The sequence below is a fragment of the Dongia sp. genome (assembly GCF_041918875.1).
GTDB lineage: Bacteria > Pseudomonadota > Alphaproteobacteria > Dongiales > Dongiaceae > Dongia.
Genome location: NZ_JAYRUV010000027.1, coordinates 1 through 22,277 on the forward strand (window position 1 = coordinate 1; position 22,277 = coordinate 22,277).

Here is a 22,277-nt window from a genome sequence, read left to right on the forward strand (position 1 = left end):
TTGCAAGGCTTGGCGGATGGACCGGATACTACGGAAAGCCAGGCCCCATCGTCATGCTCAGAGGTCTCAATCAGTTCCATGCAATCAAGCATGGCTGGAACCTCCGAAATGTGTGAATCTCGTAGCGCCCCGCTTGCGGGGAGAGGGGCGGGGTGAGGGGAGGGGAAGCTCGTCCCTACTGCACTAGCGGCACGTCGACCCCTTCGACGGTCTCGCCGAAATGATCGAGCAGGGCCGGCAGCATCTCGCGGAGCGCGGTTGCGGGGTCGATGGCGGCGTCGGCCCGTTCGACCGTGCCGCGCCACAGATAGTGGCCGCTCGACTTGTCATAGACGGTGAGGTTGACGCGGAACACGCGGTCGGTGGTGTTGATGGGGGCGTCGGGATTGAGCAGTGTACCGCCCCCGGTGCTGAACAAGGCCGAATTCTTCGGATCGCTCTTCCTGGCATTGACGTCGCCCACGCTCTGGTCGGCATTGAGGCGCGAGACCAGCTGTGTCGCGACAGTCACGACCAGATTGCCGTCGGGACCGATGGCATAGCCCCGGCCGGAAAGGTCGGCATCGACCTGATGCCAGGCATCCTCGTCCATCTGGCTCTGCGATTCCGGCTGGGTCTCCAGCGCCGCGCCCGGCGGGATCGGCTGGTACGACACCGCGTCGATCCTGGCACTGCTCTCGACCTTGCTCGCCTGGGCCAGGGCGGTTCCGGCCAGGGAAATGGCGAACAGGGCGACCAGGGAAACAAGGCGCAAAAGGGCGATAAGCATGGTCTGATCCTTCAGGAGTCGGGCAAGAGGCCGGGCCTGCTGCCGTCCCACATAGCGGAAAGCGGGCGTTCCTGACAACAAGCGGGAATTGCTTTAGTTTCCGGCTCACGCCATCATAATCCCCAGGAGCGGCCTTCCCCCATGCCGGTTTGGCATGGCTCGTCGCCCCAAATTCGAAGGGAGTTGGCGGCATGGCGCCCGTTCAGGCACGAGCAGCGGTTGCATCCGGGAACGGGTTGCTCGTCAATCGCAAGCACATTCCCTTTGAGCTCGATGGCGGGGTCGCGGCGCGGGCGCGAATCGGTCTCATCATCCTGGCGACCGACCACACACTCGAATACGAGTTCCGCAAGATATTCACCATGCCGGGCGTCGCCCTCTACGGCACGCGCATCTGCAACGCGGCGGAGATCAATCCCGCCACCTTGGCGGCGATGGAAGCAGGCCTCTCGGCAGCGGCCGATGTGATCCTGCCCGGCATCCCGCTCGACGTCGTCGGCTATGGCTGCACCTCGGCCTCGGTCGTGATCGGCGAGGAGAATGTCTTCAAGCGCATTCACGAAACCCGGCCGGAAGCCAAATGCACGACGCCCATCACGGGCGGCATCAAGGGCCTGAAAGCCTTGGGCGCCAAGCGGATCGCGCTGCTGACACCCTATATCGATGCGGTCAATGTCCGCTTCAAAGCCTATATCGAGGCGCAAGGGCTGGAGGTGCCGGTGATCGGCTCCTTCAATCACGAGGACGATAATGAGGTGGCGCGCATCTCGACCCGCTCCATCTACAACGCCGCCCTCGAGCTTGGCCGTCATCCATCCGTCGATGGCGTCTTCGTCTCCTGCACATCCTTGCGCGTCGCCGAAATCGCCGAGAGCCTCGAGCGCGAACTCGGCAAGCCCGTCACCTCCTCCAACCACGCCATGGCCTGGCATGCCTTACGCCTTGCCGGCATCACGGGGCCGATCGAGGGCTGGGGAAGGTTGTTCCGGATTTGAGGATGCCCCGCAAGGGACTGAAAAGGGGGCCAGCTAATCGATTAGCGCCTCAATACCGGCTGAACAGGAACGGTTCCGGATCAATCTCCGGCTTTCTCCCCATCATCTGATCGACCAGAAGGCGCGAGGAGCCGCAGGCCATGGTCCAGCCCATATGGCCGTGGCCGGCATTGAGCCACAGGTTCGAGATGGGTGATGGGCCCATGATGGGCGGGCCGTCGGGGGTCATGGGCCGCAGGCACGCCCAGTAATCGGGCCGGTCATAGAGCGCTGCCTTGGGGAAAAGATCGCGCGCCACGCGCAGCATGTGCGCGAAATTTCCCGGCTCGAACTCGGTATCGTAGCCGGCGAAATCTGCGGTGGCGGTCAATCGCAGCCGGTCACCGAGGCGCGAGAAGGCCACCAGATGCTCCTCATGCACGCCGCCGATGGTGGGGGCGTCGTCGGAATCGGCCACGGGCAAAGTGACCGAATAGCCCTTCACCGGAAAGATCGGCAGATCGAAGCCGATCTTGCGCGACAGCAAAGGCGCATAGGATCCCAGTGCCATCACATATTGATCGGCCGCAAGCGATCCCTTGTCGGTATGGATACCGGTGACGCGCCTCCCCTGCACATCGATGCGTGCGATCGTTTCGCCGAAACGGAAGGTGACGCCCAGCGCCTTGCAGCGCTCGGCCAGGCCCAGCGTGAACTTTCGCGCATCGCCTGATTCGTCCCCCGGCGTATGCATGCCGCCCGCAAGCTTGTCCCTGGCGTGACGCAAGCCCGGTTCCAGCGCCACCAGCTGGTCGGGATCGAGGAAGTTCATCTCGACGCCCTGATCCATCAGGAAGCGCATATTCTCCTTGCCGGCCTTGTAGGCGGATGGATCGCTGTAGAGGTAGATGGCGCCCTTCGCGGTGCGGTCCCATTCCAGCCCTTCCTCACGCCCGACGCGCAATGTCTCACCTTGCGAATAGACGCAAAGCTTCATCTTCACCCGGGTCGCATGCCGGTTGCGGGCCAGCGTGCAGTTGCGCAGGAACTGCAGGCTCCACAGCCACATGCGCGGGTCGAGGCGCAGGCGGTAGCGGAGCGACGTGTCATTTCGCCACAGCGATTTCAGCAGGATCAGCGGTGCCTTGGGGCTGGCCCAGGAACTGGCATGGCCCGGCGTCACCAGCCCGGCATTGGCAAAGCTGGTCTCGCGCGCCGGTTCCGGCCGCCGGTCGACAACCGTGACCTCATGGCCATCCTTGGCCAGATAATAGGCCGCCGTAACGCCCAGAAGACCGGCACCCAGAACGACGGTCCGCATTCAGCCCCACCTGCTTCTTTGCTTATTGGCCGCAACATTGCCATAAACCGGCGCTAGAGCATAAGGTCTCAGCGACAGAATGAAAGACGGAACCCATCGAATGACTTATCGCTTTCTTGCATCCCTCTTTTCCGGGCTTGTCATGACCGGCGGTGTCGCCCTGGCGCAAAATGCCACGCCGGCGGGACCGGCCTTGTCGGTCGAGGAATTGAAGACGTGCCTGTGCCAGGAGCCGCAGCTGGAGGCGATGCGCAACGAGATCGCCACGCGCCGCGCCATGCTGGACGAACGGCAGGCGCAGCTCAATCTGCTGGATGCCCAGATCGCCGAGCGCCGGAAAACGCTCGACCCCAATGACGTGATCGGCCAGGAATTGCTGAAGAACACCATGGCCCAGGCGGCATCTTTACGCGACCTCATCCAGTCGGACACGCGTCTCTCGCTCAACCAGGCGGTGGCCGACTACAACGCGCTGGCCGCCAGATATACCGAGACCTGCGTCAACCGCCCGCGCTATGCCTATGACGTGGACATGGCGAAGAAGGATCTGGTCTGCCCGCTGCCCTGATCGAGAGACCCCTCACCCCGACCCTCTCCCCGCTATCGCGGGGCGAGGGAGTTCCGACCGAGTTTTGGCAGCAAGCCCCTCGCCCCTCTGGGGAGAGGGCTGGGGTGAGGGGTTCTTACCGGTGCGCCAATCCCAGCACGCCCTTGAAGAAGGCGGTGAAGGCCAGTTGCAGGCCGACGCAGAGGGCGGTCGAAGCGGGGACCAGCAGGCGCATCATGGCGCCGGTGTCGAGATTGCCGAAGCCGGCTTCCCTCCAGGCGAGGATGGCGATGGCGATGCCGATGAGGCCGGCTACCGTCAGCAGCCCGCCGATCGCCAGCAGGAATTCCAGCGACAGCCGGTCGGCCCATGAGCGGAAGCGCGCGCTGGGCGGCAGCAGCCGGTTGGCGATGCAGAATTGCTTGGCAAGGACCGCCAGACCCACGGCCTGCGCCCCGACGATGACGGCGATGCCGGCCAGCAGCAGCGTGTTGATGTCGAAGGTGACATTGGCGATGCGCAAGGGGCCCAGGGTGAGTGCCACCAGCAGCACGAACCCGCAAAAGCCGATGAGAAGGCCGGGATAGAAGAACAGCCATTCCGGGCTCAGCATCAGCAGGAACCTGAGATGCCGCCAGCCGTCGCGCCAGGACCGGAGATGCGGCGGGCGCGAGCGGCCGTCGGGCGCGAGCGTCGTCGGCACCTCGGTCACTTTGAGGCCGTTCAGGGTCGCCTTGACGATCATCTCGCTGGCGAATTCCATGCCCGTGGTCCGCAGATCGAGCCCGCGCACGGCATCCCGTGAAAATCCCCGCAGGCCGCAATGGAAATCGCCCAGCGGCGATCCGAAGAACAGCTTTCCGATGCCGGTCAGGACCGGGTTGCCGAGATAGCGGTGCAGGGGCGGCATGGCGCCGGGTGCGATGCCGCCCTTGAACCGGTTGCCCATCACCAGATCGAAGCCGGCGCGCAACTGCGTGACGAACGTCATGAGGTTGGAGAAGTCGTAGGAATCGTCGGAATCGCCCATGATGATGAAACGCCCGGCCGCTGCCTCGATCCCCCCGATAAGTGCCGCGCCATAGCCCTTGGCCGGAATATCGACGACGCGCGCACCTTCGGCCCGCGAGATTTCCTGCGAACCGTCGGTGCTGCCATTGTCGGCGATCAGCACTTCGCCGCCGATCCGGTTTTCCTCCAGGAATCGCCGCGCCTTCCTTATGCAGACGGCCAGCGTTTCCGCCTCGTTGAGGCAGGGCATGAGGATGGTGAGTTCGCAGCTCATGCGGACCTCCTCCCCCCTTCAGGGGGGAGGCCGGGAGGGGGGCGACGACGCACGGCTTTCACCGACCCGTCACCCACAGCCCCTATCCTGCCCTCCCCCTGAAGGGGCAGGATTTTATCTGTCGGTGTTGTAGTTTTCAAACACGCCGCCAGCGTCTCCGCCTCCACCTTCTGCATGCCAGGCGTCAGCAATCCGTAGACCATGAACGTTGCCGGCTGCAGGATGAGGCCAAGGAGTTGCGCGGTGGCAAGATCGATGTCGGCGACCGCGATCTCGCCATTCCTTGCCGCATCGCTTACCAGCCGATGCAGGACCTGCACCGGTGACTGCGACTTCGACTTCAGTTTGGGGAGTTCCTGGTGCTGCGTCAGCAGCAGGAAACGGAACAGCAGCGGCTCCTCGTCGAAGAAGCGGCAGAAGCGGTGGATCATCGCGCCAAGGCGGCTCTCAAAATTGCCTTTCGCCTTGGCGAGGTCCGACAATTCCTTGGCAAAACCCGCGTAATTCTCCGAGAACAGTTTCCACGCCAGATCCTCTTTCGAGGCGTAATGGCGATAGAGTCCGCCTTCGGCGATTCCGGCCAGGGCGGCGATGTCGCGCACCGACGTGCCGAGTACACCTTTGGCGACGAAGAGTTCGAGTGCCGCTTGTTTGATCCGATTCCTGGTGGCGAGCCCGCGCGGCATGCTTCCCCCAAAGCAGCGGTGAACAATCGTTCACGAGATTGCCCGATCCGGCGCGCCTTGCCAAGCGTCAGCAAGGCTCACCTTCATTTTGCGATGCAATGCAATTGAGGCGGTTTTGCCGCAGCTTTTATCCTTGCGGCCCGTGGCCGTGGCTGAAACACTTTGCTTCTACCGGCCCCACAGAAGACCGGACCTCTCACGCGGAATTCCAACAGCGAAACGGAGGTCAAGATGGCGACAATTTCGCAAGGCACTGGAACCCCGAACGGCAGACTATCCATGGCGCCACGCTGCGCCGCGATCGTGGGTCCATATTTAAGCGGCAAGACCGCTCTTCTCGAAAGCCTCCTCTTCATTACCGGCGCGATCTCGCGCAAAGGCACCGCCAAGGAAGGCAATACAGTCTCCGACAGCTCGGCCGAGGCGCGGGCGCGCAAGATGTCGGTCGAAGTGACGGCGGCCACCGCCGATTATCTGGGCGAACGCTGGTGCTTCCTCGATTGTCCCGGGTCGGTCGAACTGGCGCAGGAGACGCGCAACGCGCTGATGGTGGCCGATGTCGCCATCGTCGTCGCCGAGCCGCTCATCGAAAAGGCGCTGATGCTGGCGCCCACCTTGAAATTCCTCGACGACCATCAGATTCCGCACGTCCTTTTCATCAACAAGATGGATATCGGCACGCATCGGGTGCGCGAAGTGCTCGATGCGCTGCAGGCGGTTTCCGCCCGCCCGCTGGTGCTGCGCCAGGTGCCGATCCGCGGTGCCGGGAAGGATGGCGGGGAAGTCGCGGGCTATGTCGACCTGGTGAGCGAGCGTGCCTACAAATATCATCCAGGGCAGGAATCAGACCTCATCCAGATGCCGGAGGAAGTCCTGCCGCGCGAACAGGAAGCGCGCGGTCGCATGCTGGAATCGCTTGCCGATTTCGACGACCATCTGATGGAGGAAATCCTCGGCGACGTGGTCCCGCCCAGGGACGAGATATACCAGCAATTCGCCAAGGATCTCGCGGCCGACCTCATCGTGCCGGTCCTGCTGGGCGAAGCGGAACGCGATGGCGGCGTGCGCCGGCTGATGAAGGCGCTCCGCCATGAAGTGCCGGGCCCGGAAGCGACGGCGCAGCGTCTGGGCATATCGAGCTTCGACGCCTCGACCCTGGTCTTCAAGACCTATCACCAGCCGCATGCCGGCAAGCTGTCGCTGGTGCGGGTCTTCGGCGGCAAGATCGCGGAAGGTTCGGTCCTCAACGGCGTGCGCGTGGCCGGCGTTCTGAAGCCCAAGGGCAATGCCTTCGACAAGGTGGCGGAAGCCAGGACCGGCGAAGTGGCGGCACTGGCGCGCATGGAGGAAGTGAAGACGGGCGACCTTTTGACCGCATCGGGCAAGAAGAATCCCGATTTCACCTGGCCTTCACCCCTGGAGCCGCTCTTTGCGCTGGCGGTCGATGCGGAGAACCGCGCCGACGAGGTGAAGCTGACCGCGGCCTTGGCCAAGCTCATCGAGGAAGACACGTCGCTCGCTTTCACGCACGATGCCGGCACGCATGAGCTGCTGCTCTCCGGCCAGGGCGAGATTCATCTCGCCATCGCCTTCGACCGGCTGAAGAACCGCTTCGGCCTGCCGCTCAAGCATCGCCGGCCGCAGGTGAGCTACAAGGAAACCATCCGCCACGGCATCAAGCAGCACAGCCGCTTCAAGCGCCAGTCGGGCGGGCACGGCCAGTTTGCCGATGTGCATATCGAAATCTGGCCGCTGGAGCGTGGCAAGGGCTTCGAGTTCCACGATCGCGTCGTCGGCGGCTCGGTGCCGCGCCAGTTCATCGGCTCGGTCGAGGACGGCGCGCGCGAATCGCTGGTGCGCGGGCCGCTCGGCTTCCCCGTGGTCGATGTGGCCGTGGCGCTCTTCGACGGCCAGTTCCATTCGGTGGATTCCTCCGACATGGCCTTCAAGACCGTGGCAAGGCAGGCGATGCAGGAAGCGTTGCCGCAATGCGGGCCGGTGCTGCTGGAACCGATCTTCGCGGTCGAGGTGTCGGCGCCGGCGGAATTCACGGCGCGCGTCCACAATCTGGTGACCGGACGGCGCGGGCAGATCCTCAACTTCCAGGCCAAGGAGGATTGGACCGGCTGGGAAGTGGTCGAAGCCCTGGTGCCGCAATCGGAACTCCATGACATGATCATCGAGCTGCGCAGCCTGACGCTGGGCATCGGCAATTTCGCCTGCCAGTTCGATCATCTGCAGGAGCTGTCCGGCCGATTGGCCGACAAGGTGATCGAACAGCGCCAGGCCGTGGCACAGAAGGGAGCGGCGTAAGGCTTACTGCGCCTTGACCTTCACATAAGATCCCGGGGCGTCCTCGGTTGCCTTGAGCTTGCCGGCGCCGGGCTGGCGTGCCGGCACTTCGCCGTCGCTGTGGGTGGCGATCCATTTCTGCCATTCCGGCCACCAGGAGCCGGCATGCTGTTTGGCGCCTTCCAGCCAGTCTTCGGGCTTGGGCGGGTAGGTCTTGCCGTCGCCGATCCAGTGGCAGTATTTGCCGGCGGCCGGCGGATTGACCACGCCGGCGATATGTCCGGAAGCGGCCAGCACGAAGGTCACGGGGCCGCGATAGGTCTGCGTCGCGGCATAGGCGGCGACCCAGGGGGCGATATGGTCCTCGCGCGTCGCCAGCACGAAGACGGGCTGCCTGATCTGTCTGAGGTCGATCTTCACGCCGTCGAGTTCGATGCCGCCCGGCTTGATGAGCAGATTCTTCTGATACATGTTCCTGAGATAGAAGCTGTGCATCGCCGCCGGCATGCGGGTGGAATCTGAATTCCAGTAAAGCAGGTCGAAGGGGAACGGCTCCTTGCCCAGCAGATAATTGTTGATGACGAAGGACCAGATGAGGTCGTTGGCGCGCAGCATGTTGAAGGTGGCGGCCATCTCGGCCCCCTCCAGATAGCCGCGTTCGTTCATCTTGGTTTCGAGGGCGGTGAGCTGTTCCTCGTCGATGAAGACCGAGAGTTCCCCGGCTTCGGCGAAGTCGATCATCGTCGTGAAGAAAGTGGCGCTGGCGACGATATCGCTCTGCCGCTTGGCCTCGAGATAGGAGAGCAGGCAGGAAAGCAGCGTGCCCCCCAGGCAGTAGCCGATGACATTGACGCTCTTTTCACCGGTATCCCGGCGGATCGCCTCGATGGCGGCGAGCGGTCCTTCCAGCATGTAATCGGTGAAGGTCTTCCGCGCCAGCCGCTCGTCGGGATTGACCCAGGAAATGACATAGACGCTGTGCCCCTGGTCGACCGCCCATTTGACGAAGGAATTCTGCGGCTTCAGATCGAGGATGTAGAATTTGTTGATCCAGGGCGGAATGACGAGGAGTGGACGCCGGGCCACCCTTGCCGTCGTCGGCGTGTAATGGATGAGCTGCACGAGGTCGTTCTGGAAGACGATTTTTCCGGGCTGCACGGCGATGTTCTTGCCGATCTCGAAAGCCTCATGGTCGGTCATCGAGATCCTGAGCTTGCCGTTGCCGCGCTCCAGATCCTCCAGCAGGTTCTCCAGTCCCTTTACCAGATTCTCGCCACGGCTTTCGAGCGTCGTGCGCAGCACTTCCGGGTTGGTCATGACGAAATTGCTGGGTGCCATCGCGTCGACGAACTGGCGCGTGTAGAAATCGACCTTCTTGGCGGTCTTGTCGTCCAGCCCCTCGACCGTGCGCACGGTGTTCTGCAGCCAGCGCGCGGTCAGCAGATAGGATTGCTTGATATAGTCGAAGACCTGGTTGTCGTTCCAGGCGGCATCCTTGAAGCGGCGGTCGTCCTTGGCGGGCGCTATGACCGGCTCGGCCTCCTGGCCCATCAGGCGTGCGGCGGTCGATTGCCACAGATTCATGTAATCCTGCCACAGCGAGACTTGGGCCTCGATCAGCTTGGCGGGATCGCCCATCATGCGGGCCGTCATTTCGAGGAAAGCCCGCCCGAGGCTCGCGGCGTCCGGGCCGATGCTGAAATCCTTGGCATGCCGGCCGAGAAAATCCTGCATCAGGCGCTGCGACTGCTCGGCGATGCGGGCCATGGATTCGTGCAGGTCCCTGGCGTCCGCGTCACCCGCCTCCGCCCCCGGATTCGGCTTTGGATCGGCGGCGGAAGCCTCTGAACGGGCCGGCTTGGCCGGCGCCCGCCCGGCGGGGGCATTGGGGGATGCGCCTGCCGCCCTGGGGGATTGGTCGCCGGAATCGCTCTTCGCCATCGCTTATCCTTGGGCTCGTCCTGTCGAAAGGACAAAAATAACAAAGATTTAGGGGCTAACGCTTTTTCACGTCCACGATCTCGCTTGTTTGTTATAGTAGCGCAGTCTAAAAAATCGGAACTTTTATTTTGCGCCAGTAGTTTGCGCGCTAGGATGAGCGTTCGGGAGCCGCTATCGGTTCCTGCGTTTTATGCGCCAGGGCCGGCGCTGTGGGGAGGAAACGATGGTTGATTTTTCGGATCTGGCCGCGTCGCGCGGTGTCGCCGTTGCCGAGGCGGTGGGGCGCCTGGCGCTCATGTCCGGTTCGGCCCTGAGGCCTTTCCTGCCCTATTCGCGCCATTCGCTGCGCCAGCCCGGCCTGAAGCAATGGGCGACAGCCGCGGCCTTCATCGCCATCGCCGGCTGCTCGACCGGCGACACACAATATCCGGCCCAGGACGCGTCGGCCAAGCAGGCGGCGACCGATGCCGCCAAGGCCGGCGGCGAAGCGGCGGCCGCCTCGACGGCCGATGCCGCGGCAAGCTCGGCTTCCGGTGGCAGTGTCCCGGACATCAACAGCGTGCCGAAATCGCCCCCCGTCCCGGCCGATCTCGAGGCCGGCGTGCAGCCCGGCCTCGCCGCCGACCGCGCCAATGCCCAATATACCGACGAGACCCTGACCGCCCCCGGTGAAGCGGCCGCCCGCCCGGCCGCCCCCGTGGCGCCGGCTGCGGTCCCCCCGGCTTCCACGCCGTCAGCTTCGGTGCAGCCCGCCGCCGCGGCGGCGCCGGCCGGCACACCGGCCCCGCAAGTGGCCGGCGTCAGCCAGCAGCCGCTCGCTCCCGCCGTGGTCGGCCAGTATCCGGCCCCGCAGATGACCCCGCTGGGTTCGGTCTCCCAAGGCTATATCGGCACCCCGCAGCCGGGTTCGAAGCCGCTGGGTGGTGCCGCCGGCCAGGCCGCCTATGTCGTGCAGCCAGGTGCCTTGCCCCAGGCCAGCGCCCCCACCGTGGTGGCGACGCCGGTCATGGTGGACTATTCCTCCGTCGCCGCCGGCGGCACCTATGGCTATGCCAGCTACAGCCCCTATCAGCGCAACAATCCGGCCCAGGCCTATTACCGCTCGCCCTATGGCGCGACGCAGCCCGTGGCCTATGGCGGCGCCGCGCTGGCCTCGCCCTACCAGCCTTATGCGGCGCCGGGTTACCAGTCCTACGCGCCAGCCGCCGTGCAGCCGCTGCCGGCCGCCGGCCAGCCGGTCGGCGTGGTGTTCTTCAATAACGGTTCGGCCAAGCTCGGGCGCGACGACCAGCGCGTGGTCAAGCAGATCGCCGAGATGCACCGCTATTACGGCGGCGTCATCCGCATCGTCGGCCATGCCAGCCAGCGCACCGGCAACATGAACCCCTATGCCCAGGATCAGGTGAACTACGCCGTCTCGATGAAGCGCGCCAACTCCATCGCCCGCGCGCTGACCCGGCGGGGCGTGCCGGCCGGCCTCATCCAGGTGGCGGCGGCGGGCTCCACCACGCCGATCGCGGTGGAAACCATGCCGGCGGGCGAGGCGAACAACCGCCGCGTCGAGATCTATCTCTCCGCCTACTGAGTTCTGGACGATCATGAACATGCTTGATGGCTCGGCGCAGCCGAGGGGCGGTGCTTGTGGCCGCTGATCGAAAACCGTTACGGGTGGGCTTGGCCGGCCTCGGCACCGTCGGCGCCGGTGTGATCGAGGTTCTGCGGCAGAACGCCGACATCCTGGCCAAGCATTGCCCGCGGCCCATCCTGGTCACCGCCGTCTCGGCGCGCGACCGCAAGAAGGACCGGGGCATCGATCTTTCCGGCATCGACTGGGTCGAGGATGCGGTGAAGCTCGCCGACCACCCGGAGGTGGACGTGGTCGTCGAAGTGATCGGCGGGTCCGAGGGCAAGGCCAAGGACGTTGTCGAGAAAGCCATCGCCCACAAGCGCCATGTGGTGACCGCCAACAAGGCGCTGCTCGCCCATCACGGCACGGCCCTGGCGCTGGCCGCCGAACGCGCCGGCGTGGGGCTCGCCTACGAGGCGGCGGTGGCGGGCGGCATTCCGGTCATCAAGGCGATGCGCGAGGGCCTCGCCGCCAACCGCATCGCCCAGGTCTATGGCATCCTCAACGGCACCTGCAACTATATCCTGACGCAGATGCGCGAAACGGGCCGCGAATTCGCCGACGTGCTCGCCGAGGCGCAGAAACTGGGCTATGCCGAGGCCGATCCCAGCTTCGATGTCGACGGTATCGATGCCGCGCACAAGCTCTCGATCCTGACCTCGGTTGCCTTCGGCTGCGCGGTCAATTTCGCGGGCGTGCGTATTTCCGGCATCCGCAACGTCTCGGCCATGGACATCGCCTATGCCGACGAACTGGGCTACCGCATCAAGCTGCTGGGGCTGGCGCGCCAGACGCCGCACGGCGTCGAGCAGCGCGTCCATGCCTGCATGGTCCCCCAGGCATCGACCATCGCCAAGGTCGACGGCGTCTATAACGCGGTGGTCACCAGCGGTAATTTCGTGGGCGAGAATATCGCCATTGGCCGGGGTGCCGGCCGGGGGCCCACCGCTTCGGCCATCGTGGCCGACCTCATGGACATCGCCCGGGGCTTCATTCTGCCCGCTTTCTCGGCGCCGGCGGAAAGTCTGGAACCGGCGGCCCAGGCGCCTGTTGGGCTCCACGCCGGATCCTATTATCTGAGGCTGATGGTCATCGACAAGCCGGGCGTCATCGCCGATATCGCCGGCGTCATGCGCGACGAGAACGTGTCGCTGGAATCCATGATCCAGCGCGGGCGCTCGCCGAATGACCCGGTGCCGCTGGTGTTCACGACCCACGAAACGACCGAAGCGGCGATCGGCCGTGTAGTCGGACGGCTTTCTGACATCAAATCGGTGCTGGAACCGGCGCATGTTCTGCCGATCGAGACACTGAGTTGAAGGAGATTTAACGAATGGACCGCAACCTGGCCCTAGAGGCCGTCCGCGTCACCGAAGCAGCGGCCCTCGCCGCCTCCCGCCTGATGGGGCGGGGTGACGAGAAGGCCGCCGACCAGGCCGCCGTCGATGCCATGCGCCGCGCCTTGAACGACCTGCCCATCGACGGCACGGTGGTGATCGGCGAGGGCGAACGCGACGAAGCGCCGATGCTCTATATCGGCGAGAAGGTCGGTTCCGGCGGCCCGCGCATCGACATAGCGCTCGATCCGCTCGAGGGCACCACCATCACGGCCAAGGGCGGCACCAATGCGCTGGCGGTCATCGCCATGGCGGAAGCCGGCGGCTTCCTCAACGCGCCCGACACTTACATGGAAAAGATCAGCGTCGGCCCGGGCCTGCCCGAGGGCGTGGTCGATCTCGATGCCAGCCCGGCCGAGAATCTGAAGAACCTCGCCAAGGCCAAGGGCATGGATATCAGCGATTTGGTCGCCTGCATCCTCGACCGCCCGCGCCATGCCGACCTCATCGCCAAGGTGCGCGCCACGGGTGCCCGCATCATGCTGATCTCGGACGGCGACGTGGCCGGGGTCATCGCCACGGCCAAGCCCGGCACGGGTGTCGACATCTATATGGGCCAGGGTGGCGCGCCCGAAGGCGTGCTGGCTGCGGCGGCGCTCCGTTGCATCGGTGGGCAGATGCAGGGCCGCCTCGTCTTCCGGAACGAGGACGAGAAGGGCCGCGCCCGCAAGATCGGCATCACCGATTTCGCCCGCAAATACAATCTCATCGATCTTGCCAACGGCGACGTGATGTTCGCCGCGACCGGCGTCACCGACGGTCCGATGCTGACCGGCGTGCGCCGCTCCTCGACCAGCGCCAGCACGCATTCCATGGTGATGCGCTCCAAGACCGGCACGGTCCGCCTCATCGAAGCCCAGCACAATTGGACCATCAAGAAGCCGCAAGGCATCTGATGTGTCGGGCGCGCTGATCCAGCGTCACACCCCTCGCCCCGGCCCTCTCCCCGCTATCGCGGGGCGAGGGAGCCTCCATCGAGCCTTTGCAAAAAGCCCCTCGCCCCGCTTGCGGGGAGAGGGGTTGGGGTGAGGGGTGGTGCGGCTTTTTCGGACAGCGGCGCCATGACCGAATCCACCGCCTTCCTCGGCGTCGCCCACTCGGCCAGCGGCCGGCTGTGGCGCCAGCGCGCCTATGACGACCGCTTGGGGCTTGCCATCGCCCAGCGCCTCGGCCTTCCCGAACTGATCGGCCAGCTGCTGGCCGCCCGCGGCCAGGACCTGGAGAAGGCCGCCGCCTACCTCTCGCCGCGCCTCCGGGACCAGATGCCCGACCCCTCGCGCTTCCGCGACATGGATCTGGCCGCCAGCCGCCTCGCCGACGCGGTGGCAAGCGGCGAGCAGATCGCCATCTTCGGCGATTACGATGTCGATGGCGCTACGTCATCCGCCCTGCTGATGCGCTTTCTCCAAGCCGTGGGGGCCAGGCCGCCGATCCTCTATGTCCCCGACCGGCTGACGGAGGGTTACGGCCCCAACGCACCGGCGATGCGCCAGCTGGCCGGGCAGGGTGCGCGCCTCATCATCACGGTCGATTGCGGCATCACCGCTTTCGCGCCGCTGGAGGCCGCGAATGAAGCCGGCCTCGACGTGCTGGTGGTCGACCATCATGTGGCCGAGCCGCGCCTGCCAACGGCCCATGCCGTGGTCAATCCCAACCGGCTGGATGAGAGCGGCCAGCACGGCCAGCTCGCGGCGGTGGGTGTAGCCTTCCTGGTCGTGGTCGCCACCAACCGGATCTTGCGCCAGCGCGGCTTCTATCGGGATGGGCGGGCCGAGCCCGACCTCATGCAATGGCTCGATATCGTGGCGCTGGGCACGGTGGCCGATGTGGTGCCGCTGACCGGCATCAACCGTGCATTGGTGGCGCAAGGCTTGAAGGTGATGGCTGGGCGCAAGAATATAGGTCTCGCGGCCCTTGCCGATGTCGCCCGCATCAATGAACGCCCCAGCGCCTATCATGCGGGTTTCCTGCTGGGCCCCCGCGTCAATGCCGGCGGAAGGGTAGGACGCTCGGACCTCGGCGCGAGACTCCTCGCCACCGACGACGAAGCCTTCGCGCGGCGGACCGCCGCCGAGCTCGACGCGCTCAATACCGAACGCCGCGACATCGAAGGCAAGGTGCTGGATGCCGCCATCGCCGAAGCCGAAGCCCATGCCGCCGACAGCCCCTATCTCATCTTCGCCTGTGGGCGCGACTGGCATCCCGGCGTCATCGGCATCGTTGCCGGGCGCTTGAAGGAACGCTATCAGCGCCCGGCCTGCGTGGTGGCGGTCGAGAACGGAATCGGCAAGGGTTCCGGCCGGTCGGTCGGTAGCTTGCATCTCGGCAATGCCATCATCGCCGCGCGCGAGGCCGGCATCATAGGGAAGGGCGGCGGCCACGCCATGGCCGCCGGCTTCGAAGTGGCCGAAGACCGCCTGCCGGATCTCCAGGCCTTCCTGCACGCCCGCTTCGTCGATCACATGCAGGGCGAACGCCTCGTCCCCGTGCTGGATCTCGACGCCGCCCTGCAGCCCCGGGCCGCCACGCCGGAATTCGTCACCCTCCTTGAGCAGATGGGCCCGTTCGGCGCCGGCAATGCCGAACCCCGCTTCGTCCTCCCCAATGTCCGCCTGGCCTTCGCCGACCTCGTCGGCGGCGCGCATCTCAGGCTGCAGATCGAGGGCGCGGATGGTGCGCGCCTCAAAGCCATCGCCTTCCGCGCCGCCGAGAACGACCTCGGCCGCCTGCTGCTGACCGCCCGTGGGGCGCGCCTGCATCTTGCCGGCCACCTCCGCCACGACAATTGGCAAGGCCGCCAGGGCGTCCAACTCATCGTCGAGGACGCGGCGTTGGTGGGGTGAGGCTGGAGCAGGAAAAATTACCTTCCATAATGAGAACGAATTGACAACATCTCTTGCGTATGTTACGTTATAGGAGTAATTTACGCAGGAGAGCGCAATGAGCCGTGACAACCGAGACCGCTTGTTCAACCCCATCGCGGGCGTAGCCAAACGACCGCCATATACGCCGCTTGGCCGATGGGACGGCGCGACCTTCGCATTTGACGGGCCCGAGCAGGAGCGGGAATGGCACGCCCAGGCCTACCGCCAATCGGTCCATCCGGATCGCTGGCAGACAAAGCCGCCGGTTGATGCACAGACGCAATCGCTCCTCGATGACATGCCCCATCTCGGCACCGGCCAGTTCTTTCGCGGGCCGGACGGCAAGCATCGCAGCATCACCGCGGCACTCCGCGAAGACCGCGACGTTCAGGCGATCCGCGGCAAGGCGTTCAACGACTTCGCTCGAACGGGCGTCACCTGGACCGAGCTCGGTCAATATCCCGACGACAAGCCGCATCCTGGCGAAGCGGAGGCACTGGCGCTGGCGCAAGGCAAACGCGGCGCCGCGAGCAAGGAGCAGGAAGCGACCTACCCCAACAAGACGCGCGACATGGGAGCACAGCCGAACGAGCGGCCGGACCTGACGCGTGTTGCCGGCGATGTCGATCTCGATCTCGATCTGACAGACGATGCCGCAGCGTGGGGTTCGCTGCCGAAGGAACCGGCGCAACCGCCCGTGCTCGTCGCCAGCACCGACAGAGCCGTTACCGGATTGCCCAAGGAGGTGAAGGAAGCGCAACCTTTCATCGCGCCCCCATCGCTCCCATCGGGACAACGCCGAGCTTATAACGAAAAACTCGTCGGCTACCACGCAAACGACAATTATCGTTCGGTCGCCAATGACAATAGCCCTGGCGTAGCGGGGCAAGGTGCGGCCAAGCGCATCGATCGTCAAGCCGAGGAGAAGTCGCCCGGCAAGCCGATCATTGCGGGCGCAGCAATGGCAGAGGAAGAGGAAAGGCAGATCGACGACCGCCTTTTCAACTGGAAACGCAAAGGCTATCCGGAGCCCGCGCCCAGCGAATATGCCATCCATGCGGCGAGTGACGCAGGCCGCTTTGCCTATCTCGAGGATATGAAAGACGAATGGTCTCGTCTCCTGGAGCAGAACCCGGATGCGGTATTTCGGTCGATGCAGGGCGAAGTCGACAAGCTGTCGAATGTCGCTTTGACAGATTTCCATACAGCCTATCATGAAGCAGCGACACCTAAACAGGTAGCTGAGATCAAAGATGCCGTTGCCAAGATCGTATTCGCTCCGGCGCAGCACTGGACAGAGGCAGGCATAAAGCCGAATGAAACGGTTGCAGCATCCAAGCCATTCTTGGGGCTTATTAGGCCGCTTAGAATTTCCGGGGCGGATCTGTCAGATGTCTTTTTTCAGGCAGCCACGGTTATCGCCGAAGAAGAAACATATGGCGGGCGGCTTGGAAGTAAAGAGACCCGGGATATAGCGGAACTTATGACAAAGAAGCTTGCTGCGGCCATACAAGCATGTGGCGGACAGGTTCAGGGCGAATTTTACGGAAGGAAGGAGAAATTCATTCCGAAAACCCTTGGGCAGTTCCTGGGCGGAAGCTATTCGGATGGACATGTGCCATTTACCATTAACGGCCGCTCGATTGGGCTTTTTGCAAACCATTCGGCTACATATGCCGACGGAATTACACTGAAGCCGAATGAGGTAAATCAAATATACAAGCTCGTGAACAATATCGCTCGCGGAATTAGGGAAGGTGACCTCGACATTGAGGCGGCAGGAATTGGCCACTTTTCGAAAAGAAAACCCGGTCAGTCTATGGAAGACTATCTGAAAGCTATGGACGATTTCGTGAATAAGATGGTCGATTGCAAACGGCCTTTCCTGATCAAGGTAGCGATAGAAAAGGCGTCAGAAGTGTCAGAGCTATTGTCTAATGACAACTAGTGAGAAAGAAATGAATCATGGAGCCGATATTGAAGCGCGACGTGCGTGGATCCGAGACGCACTGCGCTATGGAAGTCAGAGCGCGCTAAATTTTGAAGCGACTGCCAAAATGCTCGCCTCTGAGCCCGAAGCGAAACATCGCAGACTCCGGAGCTATGCAAAGATCAATCTCCAAGACGTGGGCATGTATTCAGATGTCCTCAAGCACGAGTTTCCGGAGCTTGTCTACTTTTTTGCCAATTACAAAACCGGCACGCCAACGCCATCGAAATTTTCCGCGGACTTGCCGATCGTTCTTTTCACCTCTCTTCTCGACGCGGTGAGGGCCGCGCTGGAAGTTGAAAGAGATCGACCCAGCTACAACGGGCCTAATTTCAATCGCCCCGATATCTACTGCCGCTGGCCGTGGCCTGAAGAAATGGAAACAGGCGATCCGGAGCGGCTCATCGGTGGGCGGGAAACTCCTAGTGACGTCTTCAGGCTGGCGCTTCAATATCGAGATGAAGGCAGGTGGTTCACTTTCCATTACGAGAGTGACGACTATGTAGACCCACGACGGCCGAATCTTCGCTATCGTCTTTCCGCCGTGGAACACAGCAAGCTGCCCATCGATCGCTATCCGGAAATGGCAGTGCTAAGTGGCGCTGCAAGTGAGTTCTTTGCATGTTATGATCTCAACGATCCTGAGACGACAGCCTTCGCAAAGCGTGCACATGCTCTCTGGCGGCGAATCACGACCAAAGACGTTGCTGTCTATGATCCGATCGAGCGACAGATCGTCCACCCTGAAAATTGGAGCGGCAAGCACTGGCGGTTAGTCGGAAGAAAGGCTCTGGAAGGCGCGCTGGAGACACCAGCGCGCTATGTAGATTTCGCATTTACGCCGTTGGATGGTCGTAGCGACGGCCCGGCCCTCATGATCGGCCCCAGGCCAAAGAAAGTGAGACAATAGAGTTAGGCCGCTGCCATCTCAAACGTCGTTGAACTCAGCGCCAAGAGAAAAATATCGTTCAACAAAGGCAGACAATTGCAGGGTTCGAAGGAGAACGGGTATCGCCAGCGTCATGGCCGGCAAGGCGACAAAACCGAGGTCGCCGACATAGGCGGGCAGCATGACGAAGGCGATGACGACTAGCATCGCGACAATCACAATGGACGCAAATAGAAGGCCAATCGTCAGATCGAAGAGGGAACCGCCCTTGCCGCCGGTGATCCGCCACGATGTTTCGAGATCGCCTATGCGCCCGGTTGCCAGCAGCGTGTGGAGGCCGATGGTCGGCGTGAAGGCGAGCATGAGGCCCAGCGCCGTGCCGCGTGCCGCGAATTCTGGCGGGTGGCGGCTGCGCAGCATCGGAATGAGCAGGCGGTAGCGGAAGGCCCGGTAGAGAGGGCTTCGCCGCCGGCTGCTATGGTGCCGATGCCGTCTGGGACTCACAGATACCAGTCGTATTCGCGCTGGGATATCACGTCGTGGAACTTCTCCATCTCCACGCGCCGGGCATCGACATAGAGGTCGAGGCATTCCTTCTCGATGTATTTCGGCAGGATCTTCGCCTTGGCGAGGGCCTCGAGCGCTGCGCCGAACTTGAAGGGAATGCGCGGGTCGGCGGGCCTGGCGAAATCGCCGGTTTCGGCGGCGGCACCTGGATCGAGCTCGTTCTCCAGCCCATGGGCGATGCCGGCGAGGATCGCCGCCATGGTGAGATAGGGATTGGCGTCGGCCCCGGCGACGCGATGCTCGATGCGGCGCGCCTTGGGGCCGCCGGCCGGAATGCGGAAGGCGACCGTGCGGTTGTTATGGCCCCATTCCGGGCTCATCGGCACGTTGGCGCCCGGCACATAGCGCCGGCTCGCATTGGGGTTGGCGCCGAAGATCGCCATCGCTTCCGCCATGCTGGCCTGCAACCCGCCGATGGCATGGCGCAGCATCGCCTCGCCCTTCGCTCCCGTCTCGCCGAAGAGGTTTTTGCCGGCTCTATCGATGAGGCTCACATGCACATGCATGCCGCTGCCGGCGGCGTCCAGGAACGGCTTCGACATGAAGGTGGAGTTATACCCAAGCTCGCGCGCCGTCCCCTTGATGCAGCGCTTGAGGAGGACCGCATTGTCGCAGGCCGCGACCGCGTCCGGCTGATGCTTCAGATTGATCTCGAACTGGCCGGGCGAATATTCGGTGATGGCGGCGGAGGCGGGAATCCCTTGCGCCTCGGCATTCCCGGCCACGCGGCGGATGAAGCTCGCATAGGCGTCGAGATCGTCCATGCTGTAGGGCTGCTTCGACGTTTCGACCTGGCCGGTCAGCGGATTCTTCGGCGGCAGCGGCCGGCCTGTTCTGTCACGCGTCTGGTCGAGCAGGTAGAATTCAAGCTCCACCGCCACCATCGGCGTCACACCCAGCCTCTCGAGACGCGCAAGCGCGCCCTGGAGCGCTGCGCGCGGGCAGTATTTCGAGGGCTTGCCCGCATTGGTTTCGCCCTTGAGATAGGGATCGTGCATCTGCAGGAGCACCTGCGCCGTCGGATGATCGGCCCAGGGCACGGGCGCAAGCCGCCCCGGAATGGGCAGCGCGGTGCCGTCGGGATCGCCCAGCGCTTCCGAGCGTCCGCCGGGATCGAGATCGTCGCCGGTCGGATCGAGGAACAGCAGGCAGCGCGGCATCTCGATGCCGGATTCCCAGAGCTTGCGCGCTTCCGCCACGGGAAAACGCTTGCCGCGCAGGAAGCCGTTCATGTCGTGGACGAAGACATCGACCTCGGCGGTCTTGGGATAGCGTTTCAGGAAGGCATCGAATTCCTTGCCGCCACCCTTGTTGCCGTCCGTGGAGACGCGCTTCTTTGCCGCTGCCTTGGCCATGATGGTTAATACCCCGAATGATGAACCGGGGCGACCCTAGCCAGCCGCCGATGCCGAATCAAGCCACCCTGTTGCGATGCCGCTTCATCATCCGCTCGTGGCGGGCATGGCGATAGGCCAGGACGAATTTGAGGCTGTAGCGATAGCCGAGCCAGGCGATGACGAGCGCCCAGGGCAGCGAGCCAACCAGCATGGTCACGCCCCAATCGAGAATCAGCACCCGCGCCAGCGCCTGCAATTGCTCAAGCATGCTCTGCTCGGCGGTGAAGATATCGTTCCACATCAGGCGGAAGCTCGCGAAACCCGCCAGCCGGTCCCAATGGCCGAACATCACTTGTCCCGTCAGATGGAAGACATAATAGCAGGGCAGGGCGGTGAAGGCGTTCGTGGTCCAGGTCCAGGCGATGGCGAGAACCAGATTGAAGTCCCATCTGGGAAAGCGCCGGGCGAGTGTCCAGGTGATGAGGACCAGCGGCATCTGAATGCCGACCGAGGGCGTGAAGGCCCAGAAGAGGCCGACGAAGCTGCCGCGCGCGGCATGTTCGGGCGAATGGCGCGAACGCATCATCGGCACGACGATGCGGTAGCGCAGCAGGCGCCGCAGCCGGCCCATCATATCCGGCCGGCGCTGGCGGTCGGCGCGCGGGGCGGGACGGATTTTATGTGCGTTCATGCGGCGCTTGGACTCGGTCGGTCAATGGCCCCCGAATGTGATTGTTCAGGCGCGGCGGCGCAAGGGGACAGCTTGTCCCAACCGGCGCCGCCGCTTCGCCGCCATCTTTGCCGAAATCGATGCGCATTACAGCCCGCGCTACAGAATCGAAACGGATGCGCTGGCCGATATGGTCTCGGCCATTGTCGAAGGGGCCATCGTCGTCTCGAAGGCGCTCAAGGAGCCGCAGATACTCTCGCAGCAGATCCCGCTGCTGCGGTCATACGTGCAGATGCGCCACGGCCCGGCGCCGCGGCGCTCAGCCCTGCCGGCGCTCGAGGCTGGCGGCGAGGTTGCGGGCGGTGGTGCCGATATGCACGGCTAGCAGCGCGCGGGCGCCCGCCACATCGCCGGCGCGGCACAGCTCGACCAGCTCGCGGTGCTCGCGATAGCCGCGCTGGCGCCCTTCCGTGGACAGGGCGATTTCCAGGCGCAGATAGCGGTCGATATTGTCGTGGACGCGTTTGAGCAGCTTCAAGGTCACCGGCCGCGCCGCCGGCAGATACATCGTCTCGTGCAGGCGCCAGTTGAACTCGCCCCAGCGCTTCAGGCCCTTGGGCGTCATGCTTTCCTCGATCAGCCGGTCGAGCGCTGCAAAATCTTCCGCCGTCAGGCGCGGGATGGCGCGGGTGAGGAGGCGGTCCTCCAGCACCAGGCGCAATTCGAACAGTTCCTCGACCTCGGCCGCCGACAAGGGCGCCACGACCGCACCCTTATGGGCCACCAGCGTCACGAAGCCTTCGGCGGCAAGCTGCGAGAGCGCCTCGCGCAAGGGAATGCGGCTGACCCCCAGTTCCTTCGCGACATGCTCCTGGCGGATCGGCAGGCCGGCCCGAAGGCGCCCGGACAGGATGCGCCCGCGCAGCACATCGGCCACTTCCTCCGCCATGGTCCGCTTCTGGATGATCGAATCCATCGCCGCCGCCACTCCGTCCAAACGAAATCCGATCCCGCTTCTGCCCGGCGGACTCGCCGCCCGGCAAGAGATACATTGACTCGCTTTGGATAATGTATACAATATTCAAATCAACAAAGCAATAACGCACATTTTCAATCAGTTA

General features: G+C 63.9%; 19 protein-coding genes. 10 read left to right on the forward strand and 9 right to left on the reverse strand.

The window, feature by feature from the left end; all coding sequences use genetic code 11:
* Nucleotides 1-175: 175 nt before the first annotated feature.
* Nucleotides 176-769, reverse strand: coding sequence for a hypothetical protein (locus tag ACE3TY_RS20450; RefSeq protein ID WP_374656480.1), 594 nt, complete (start codon nucleotides 767-769; stop codon nucleotides 176-178).
* A gap of 191 nt (nucleotides 770-960) precedes the next feature.
* On the opposite strand from ACE3TY_RS20450, the gene ACE3TY_RS20455 reads away from it, so the two are divergent.
* On the forward strand, nucleotides 961-1,764 hold the full coding sequence (locus ACE3TY_RS20455; RefSeq protein ID WP_374656482.1) for an Asp/Glu racemase: 804 nt from the start codon (nucleotides 961-963) through the stop codon (nucleotides 1,762-1,764).
* 49 nt (nucleotides 1,765-1,813) lie between these two features.
* Here the strand turns inward: ACE3TY_RS20455 and ACE3TY_RS20460 are convergent, their stop codons facing one another.
* The gene (locus ACE3TY_RS20460; RefSeq protein ID WP_374656484.1) at nucleotides 1,814-3,064 is read right to left on the reverse strand and encodes a D-amino acid dehydrogenase; all 1,251 of its coding nucleotides are present in this window, start codon (nucleotides 3,062-3,064) and stop codon (nucleotides 1,814-1,816) included.
* Nucleotides 3,065-3,164: 100 nt separating this feature from the next.
* Here ACE3TY_RS20460 and ACE3TY_RS20465 point away from each other — a divergent pair, with 100 nt between their 5' ends.
* Nucleotides 3,165-3,632 (forward strand): hypothetical protein, encoded by a 468-nt coding sequence (locus tag ACE3TY_RS20465; protein WP_374656486.1) that lies wholly within the window; start codon nucleotides 3,165-3,167, stop codon nucleotides 3,630-3,632.
* A gap of 115 nt (nucleotides 3,633-3,747) precedes the next feature.
* Here ACE3TY_RS20465 and ACE3TY_RS20470 read toward each other — a convergent pair whose 3' ends face one another.
* Both ACE3TY_RS20470 and ACE3TY_RS20475 read right to left on the reverse strand, forming a co-directional pair.
* Nucleotides 3,748-4,896: a glycosyltransferase family 2 protein gene (locus tag ACE3TY_RS20470; RefSeq protein WP_374656488.1), complete on the reverse strand. Its 1,149-nt coding sequence runs from the start codon at nucleotides 4,894-4,896 to the stop codon at nucleotides 3,748-3,750.
* Nucleotides 4,893-5,582, reverse strand: coding sequence for a TetR/AcrR family transcriptional regulator (locus ACE3TY_RS20475; RefSeq protein ID WP_374656490.1), 690 nt, complete (start codon nucleotides 5,580-5,582; stop codon nucleotides 4,893-4,895). The genes ACE3TY_RS20470 and ACE3TY_RS20475 overlap by 4 nt, the downstream gene beginning before the upstream one ends.
* A gap of 231 nt (nucleotides 5,583-5,813) precedes the next feature.
* Between ACE3TY_RS20475 and ACE3TY_RS20480 the strand changes: the two genes are divergently transcribed.
* A complete protein-coding gene (locus tag ACE3TY_RS20480; protein ID WP_374656492.1) occupies nucleotides 5,814-7,895 on the forward strand; it encodes an elongation factor G in 2,082 nt (693 codons plus the stop codon).
* 3 nt (nucleotides 7,896-7,898) lie between these two features.
* Here ACE3TY_RS20480 and ACE3TY_RS20485 read toward each other — a convergent pair whose 3' ends face one another.
* The gene (locus ACE3TY_RS20485) at nucleotides 7,899-9,641 is read right to left on the reverse strand and encodes a PHA/PHB synthase family protein (protein WP_374656552.1); all 1,743 of its coding nucleotides are present in this window, start codon (nucleotides 9,639-9,641) and stop codon (nucleotides 7,899-7,901) included.
* Nucleotides 9,642-10,038: 397 nt separating this feature from the next.
* Here ACE3TY_RS20485 and ACE3TY_RS20490 point away from each other — a divergent pair, with 397 nt between their 5' ends.
* From ACE3TY_RS20490 to ACE3TY_RS20515, 6 genes are all read left to right on the forward strand, one after another.
* Entirely contained in the window at nucleotides 10,039-11,400 is a 1,362-nt protein-coding gene (locus ACE3TY_RS20490) for an OmpA family protein (protein WP_374656494.1), read from the forward strand.
* Nucleotides 11,401-11,456: 56 nt separating this feature from the next.
* Nucleotides 11,457-12,761, forward strand: coding sequence for a homoserine dehydrogenase (locus ACE3TY_RS20495; RefSeq protein WP_374656496.1), 1,305 nt, complete (start codon nucleotides 11,457-11,459; stop codon nucleotides 12,759-12,761).
* 14 nt (nucleotides 12,762-12,775) lie between these two features.
* A complete protein-coding gene (gene glpX, locus ACE3TY_RS20500; RefSeq protein WP_374656498.1) occupies nucleotides 12,776-13,735 on the forward strand; it encodes a class II fructose-bisphosphatase in 960 nt (319 codons plus the stop codon).
* A gap of 165 nt (nucleotides 13,736-13,900) precedes the next feature.
* The gene (gene recJ, locus ACE3TY_RS20505; RefSeq protein ID WP_374656500.1) at nucleotides 13,901-15,682 is read left to right on the forward strand and encodes a single-stranded-DNA-specific exonuclease RecJ; all 1,782 of its coding nucleotides are present in this window, start codon (nucleotides 13,901-13,903) and stop codon (nucleotides 15,680-15,682) included.
* A gap of 97 nt (nucleotides 15,683-15,779) precedes the next feature.
* Entirely contained in the window at nucleotides 15,780-17,651 is a 1,872-nt protein-coding gene (locus ACE3TY_RS20510) for a hypothetical protein (RefSeq protein ID WP_374656502.1), read from the forward strand.
* Between the two features lie 10 nt (nucleotides 17,652-17,661).
* A complete protein-coding gene (locus ACE3TY_RS20515; protein ID WP_374656504.1) occupies nucleotides 17,662-18,603 on the forward strand; it encodes a hypothetical protein in 942 nt (313 codons plus the stop codon).
* A gap of 18 nt (nucleotides 18,604-18,621) precedes the next feature.
* Here the strand turns inward: ACE3TY_RS20515 and ACE3TY_RS20520 are convergent, their stop codons facing one another.
* The 3 genes from ACE3TY_RS20520 to ACE3TY_RS20530 form a co-directional block, all read right to left on the reverse strand.
* A complete protein-coding gene (locus tag ACE3TY_RS20520) occupies nucleotides 18,622-18,945 on the reverse strand; it encodes a hypothetical protein (RefSeq protein WP_374656506.1) in 324 nt (107 codons plus the stop codon).
* Nucleotides 18,946-19,082: 137 nt separating this feature from the next.
* The gene (locus ACE3TY_RS20525; protein ID WP_374656508.1) at nucleotides 19,083-20,504 is read right to left on the reverse strand and encodes a glutamine synthetase family protein; all 1,422 of its coding nucleotides are present in this window, start codon (nucleotides 20,502-20,504) and stop codon (nucleotides 19,083-19,085) included.
* 58 nt (nucleotides 20,505-20,562) lie between these two features.
* A complete protein-coding gene (locus ACE3TY_RS20530; protein ID WP_374656510.1) occupies nucleotides 20,563-21,177 on the reverse strand; it encodes a DUF2062 domain-containing protein in 615 nt (204 codons plus the stop codon).
* Here ACE3TY_RS20530 and ACE3TY_RS20535 point away from each other — a divergent pair.
* Complete coding sequence (locus ACE3TY_RS20535; protein ID WP_374656512.1) at nucleotides 21,176-21,541, forward strand: hypothetical protein; 366 nt, start codon at nucleotides 21,176-21,178, stop codon at nucleotides 21,539-21,541. The genes ACE3TY_RS20530 and ACE3TY_RS20535 overlap by 2 nt on opposite strands.
* Here ACE3TY_RS20535 and ACE3TY_RS20540 read toward each other — a convergent pair.
* Nucleotides 21,476-22,132: a GntR family transcriptional regulator gene (locus ACE3TY_RS20540; RefSeq protein ID WP_374656514.1), complete on the reverse strand. Its 657-nt coding sequence runs from the start codon at nucleotides 22,130-22,132 to the stop codon at nucleotides 21,476-21,478. The two genes, ACE3TY_RS20535 and ACE3TY_RS20540, sit on opposite strands and share 66 nt — an antisense overlap.
* Between the last annotated feature and the right edge of the window lie 145 nt (nucleotides 22,133-22,277).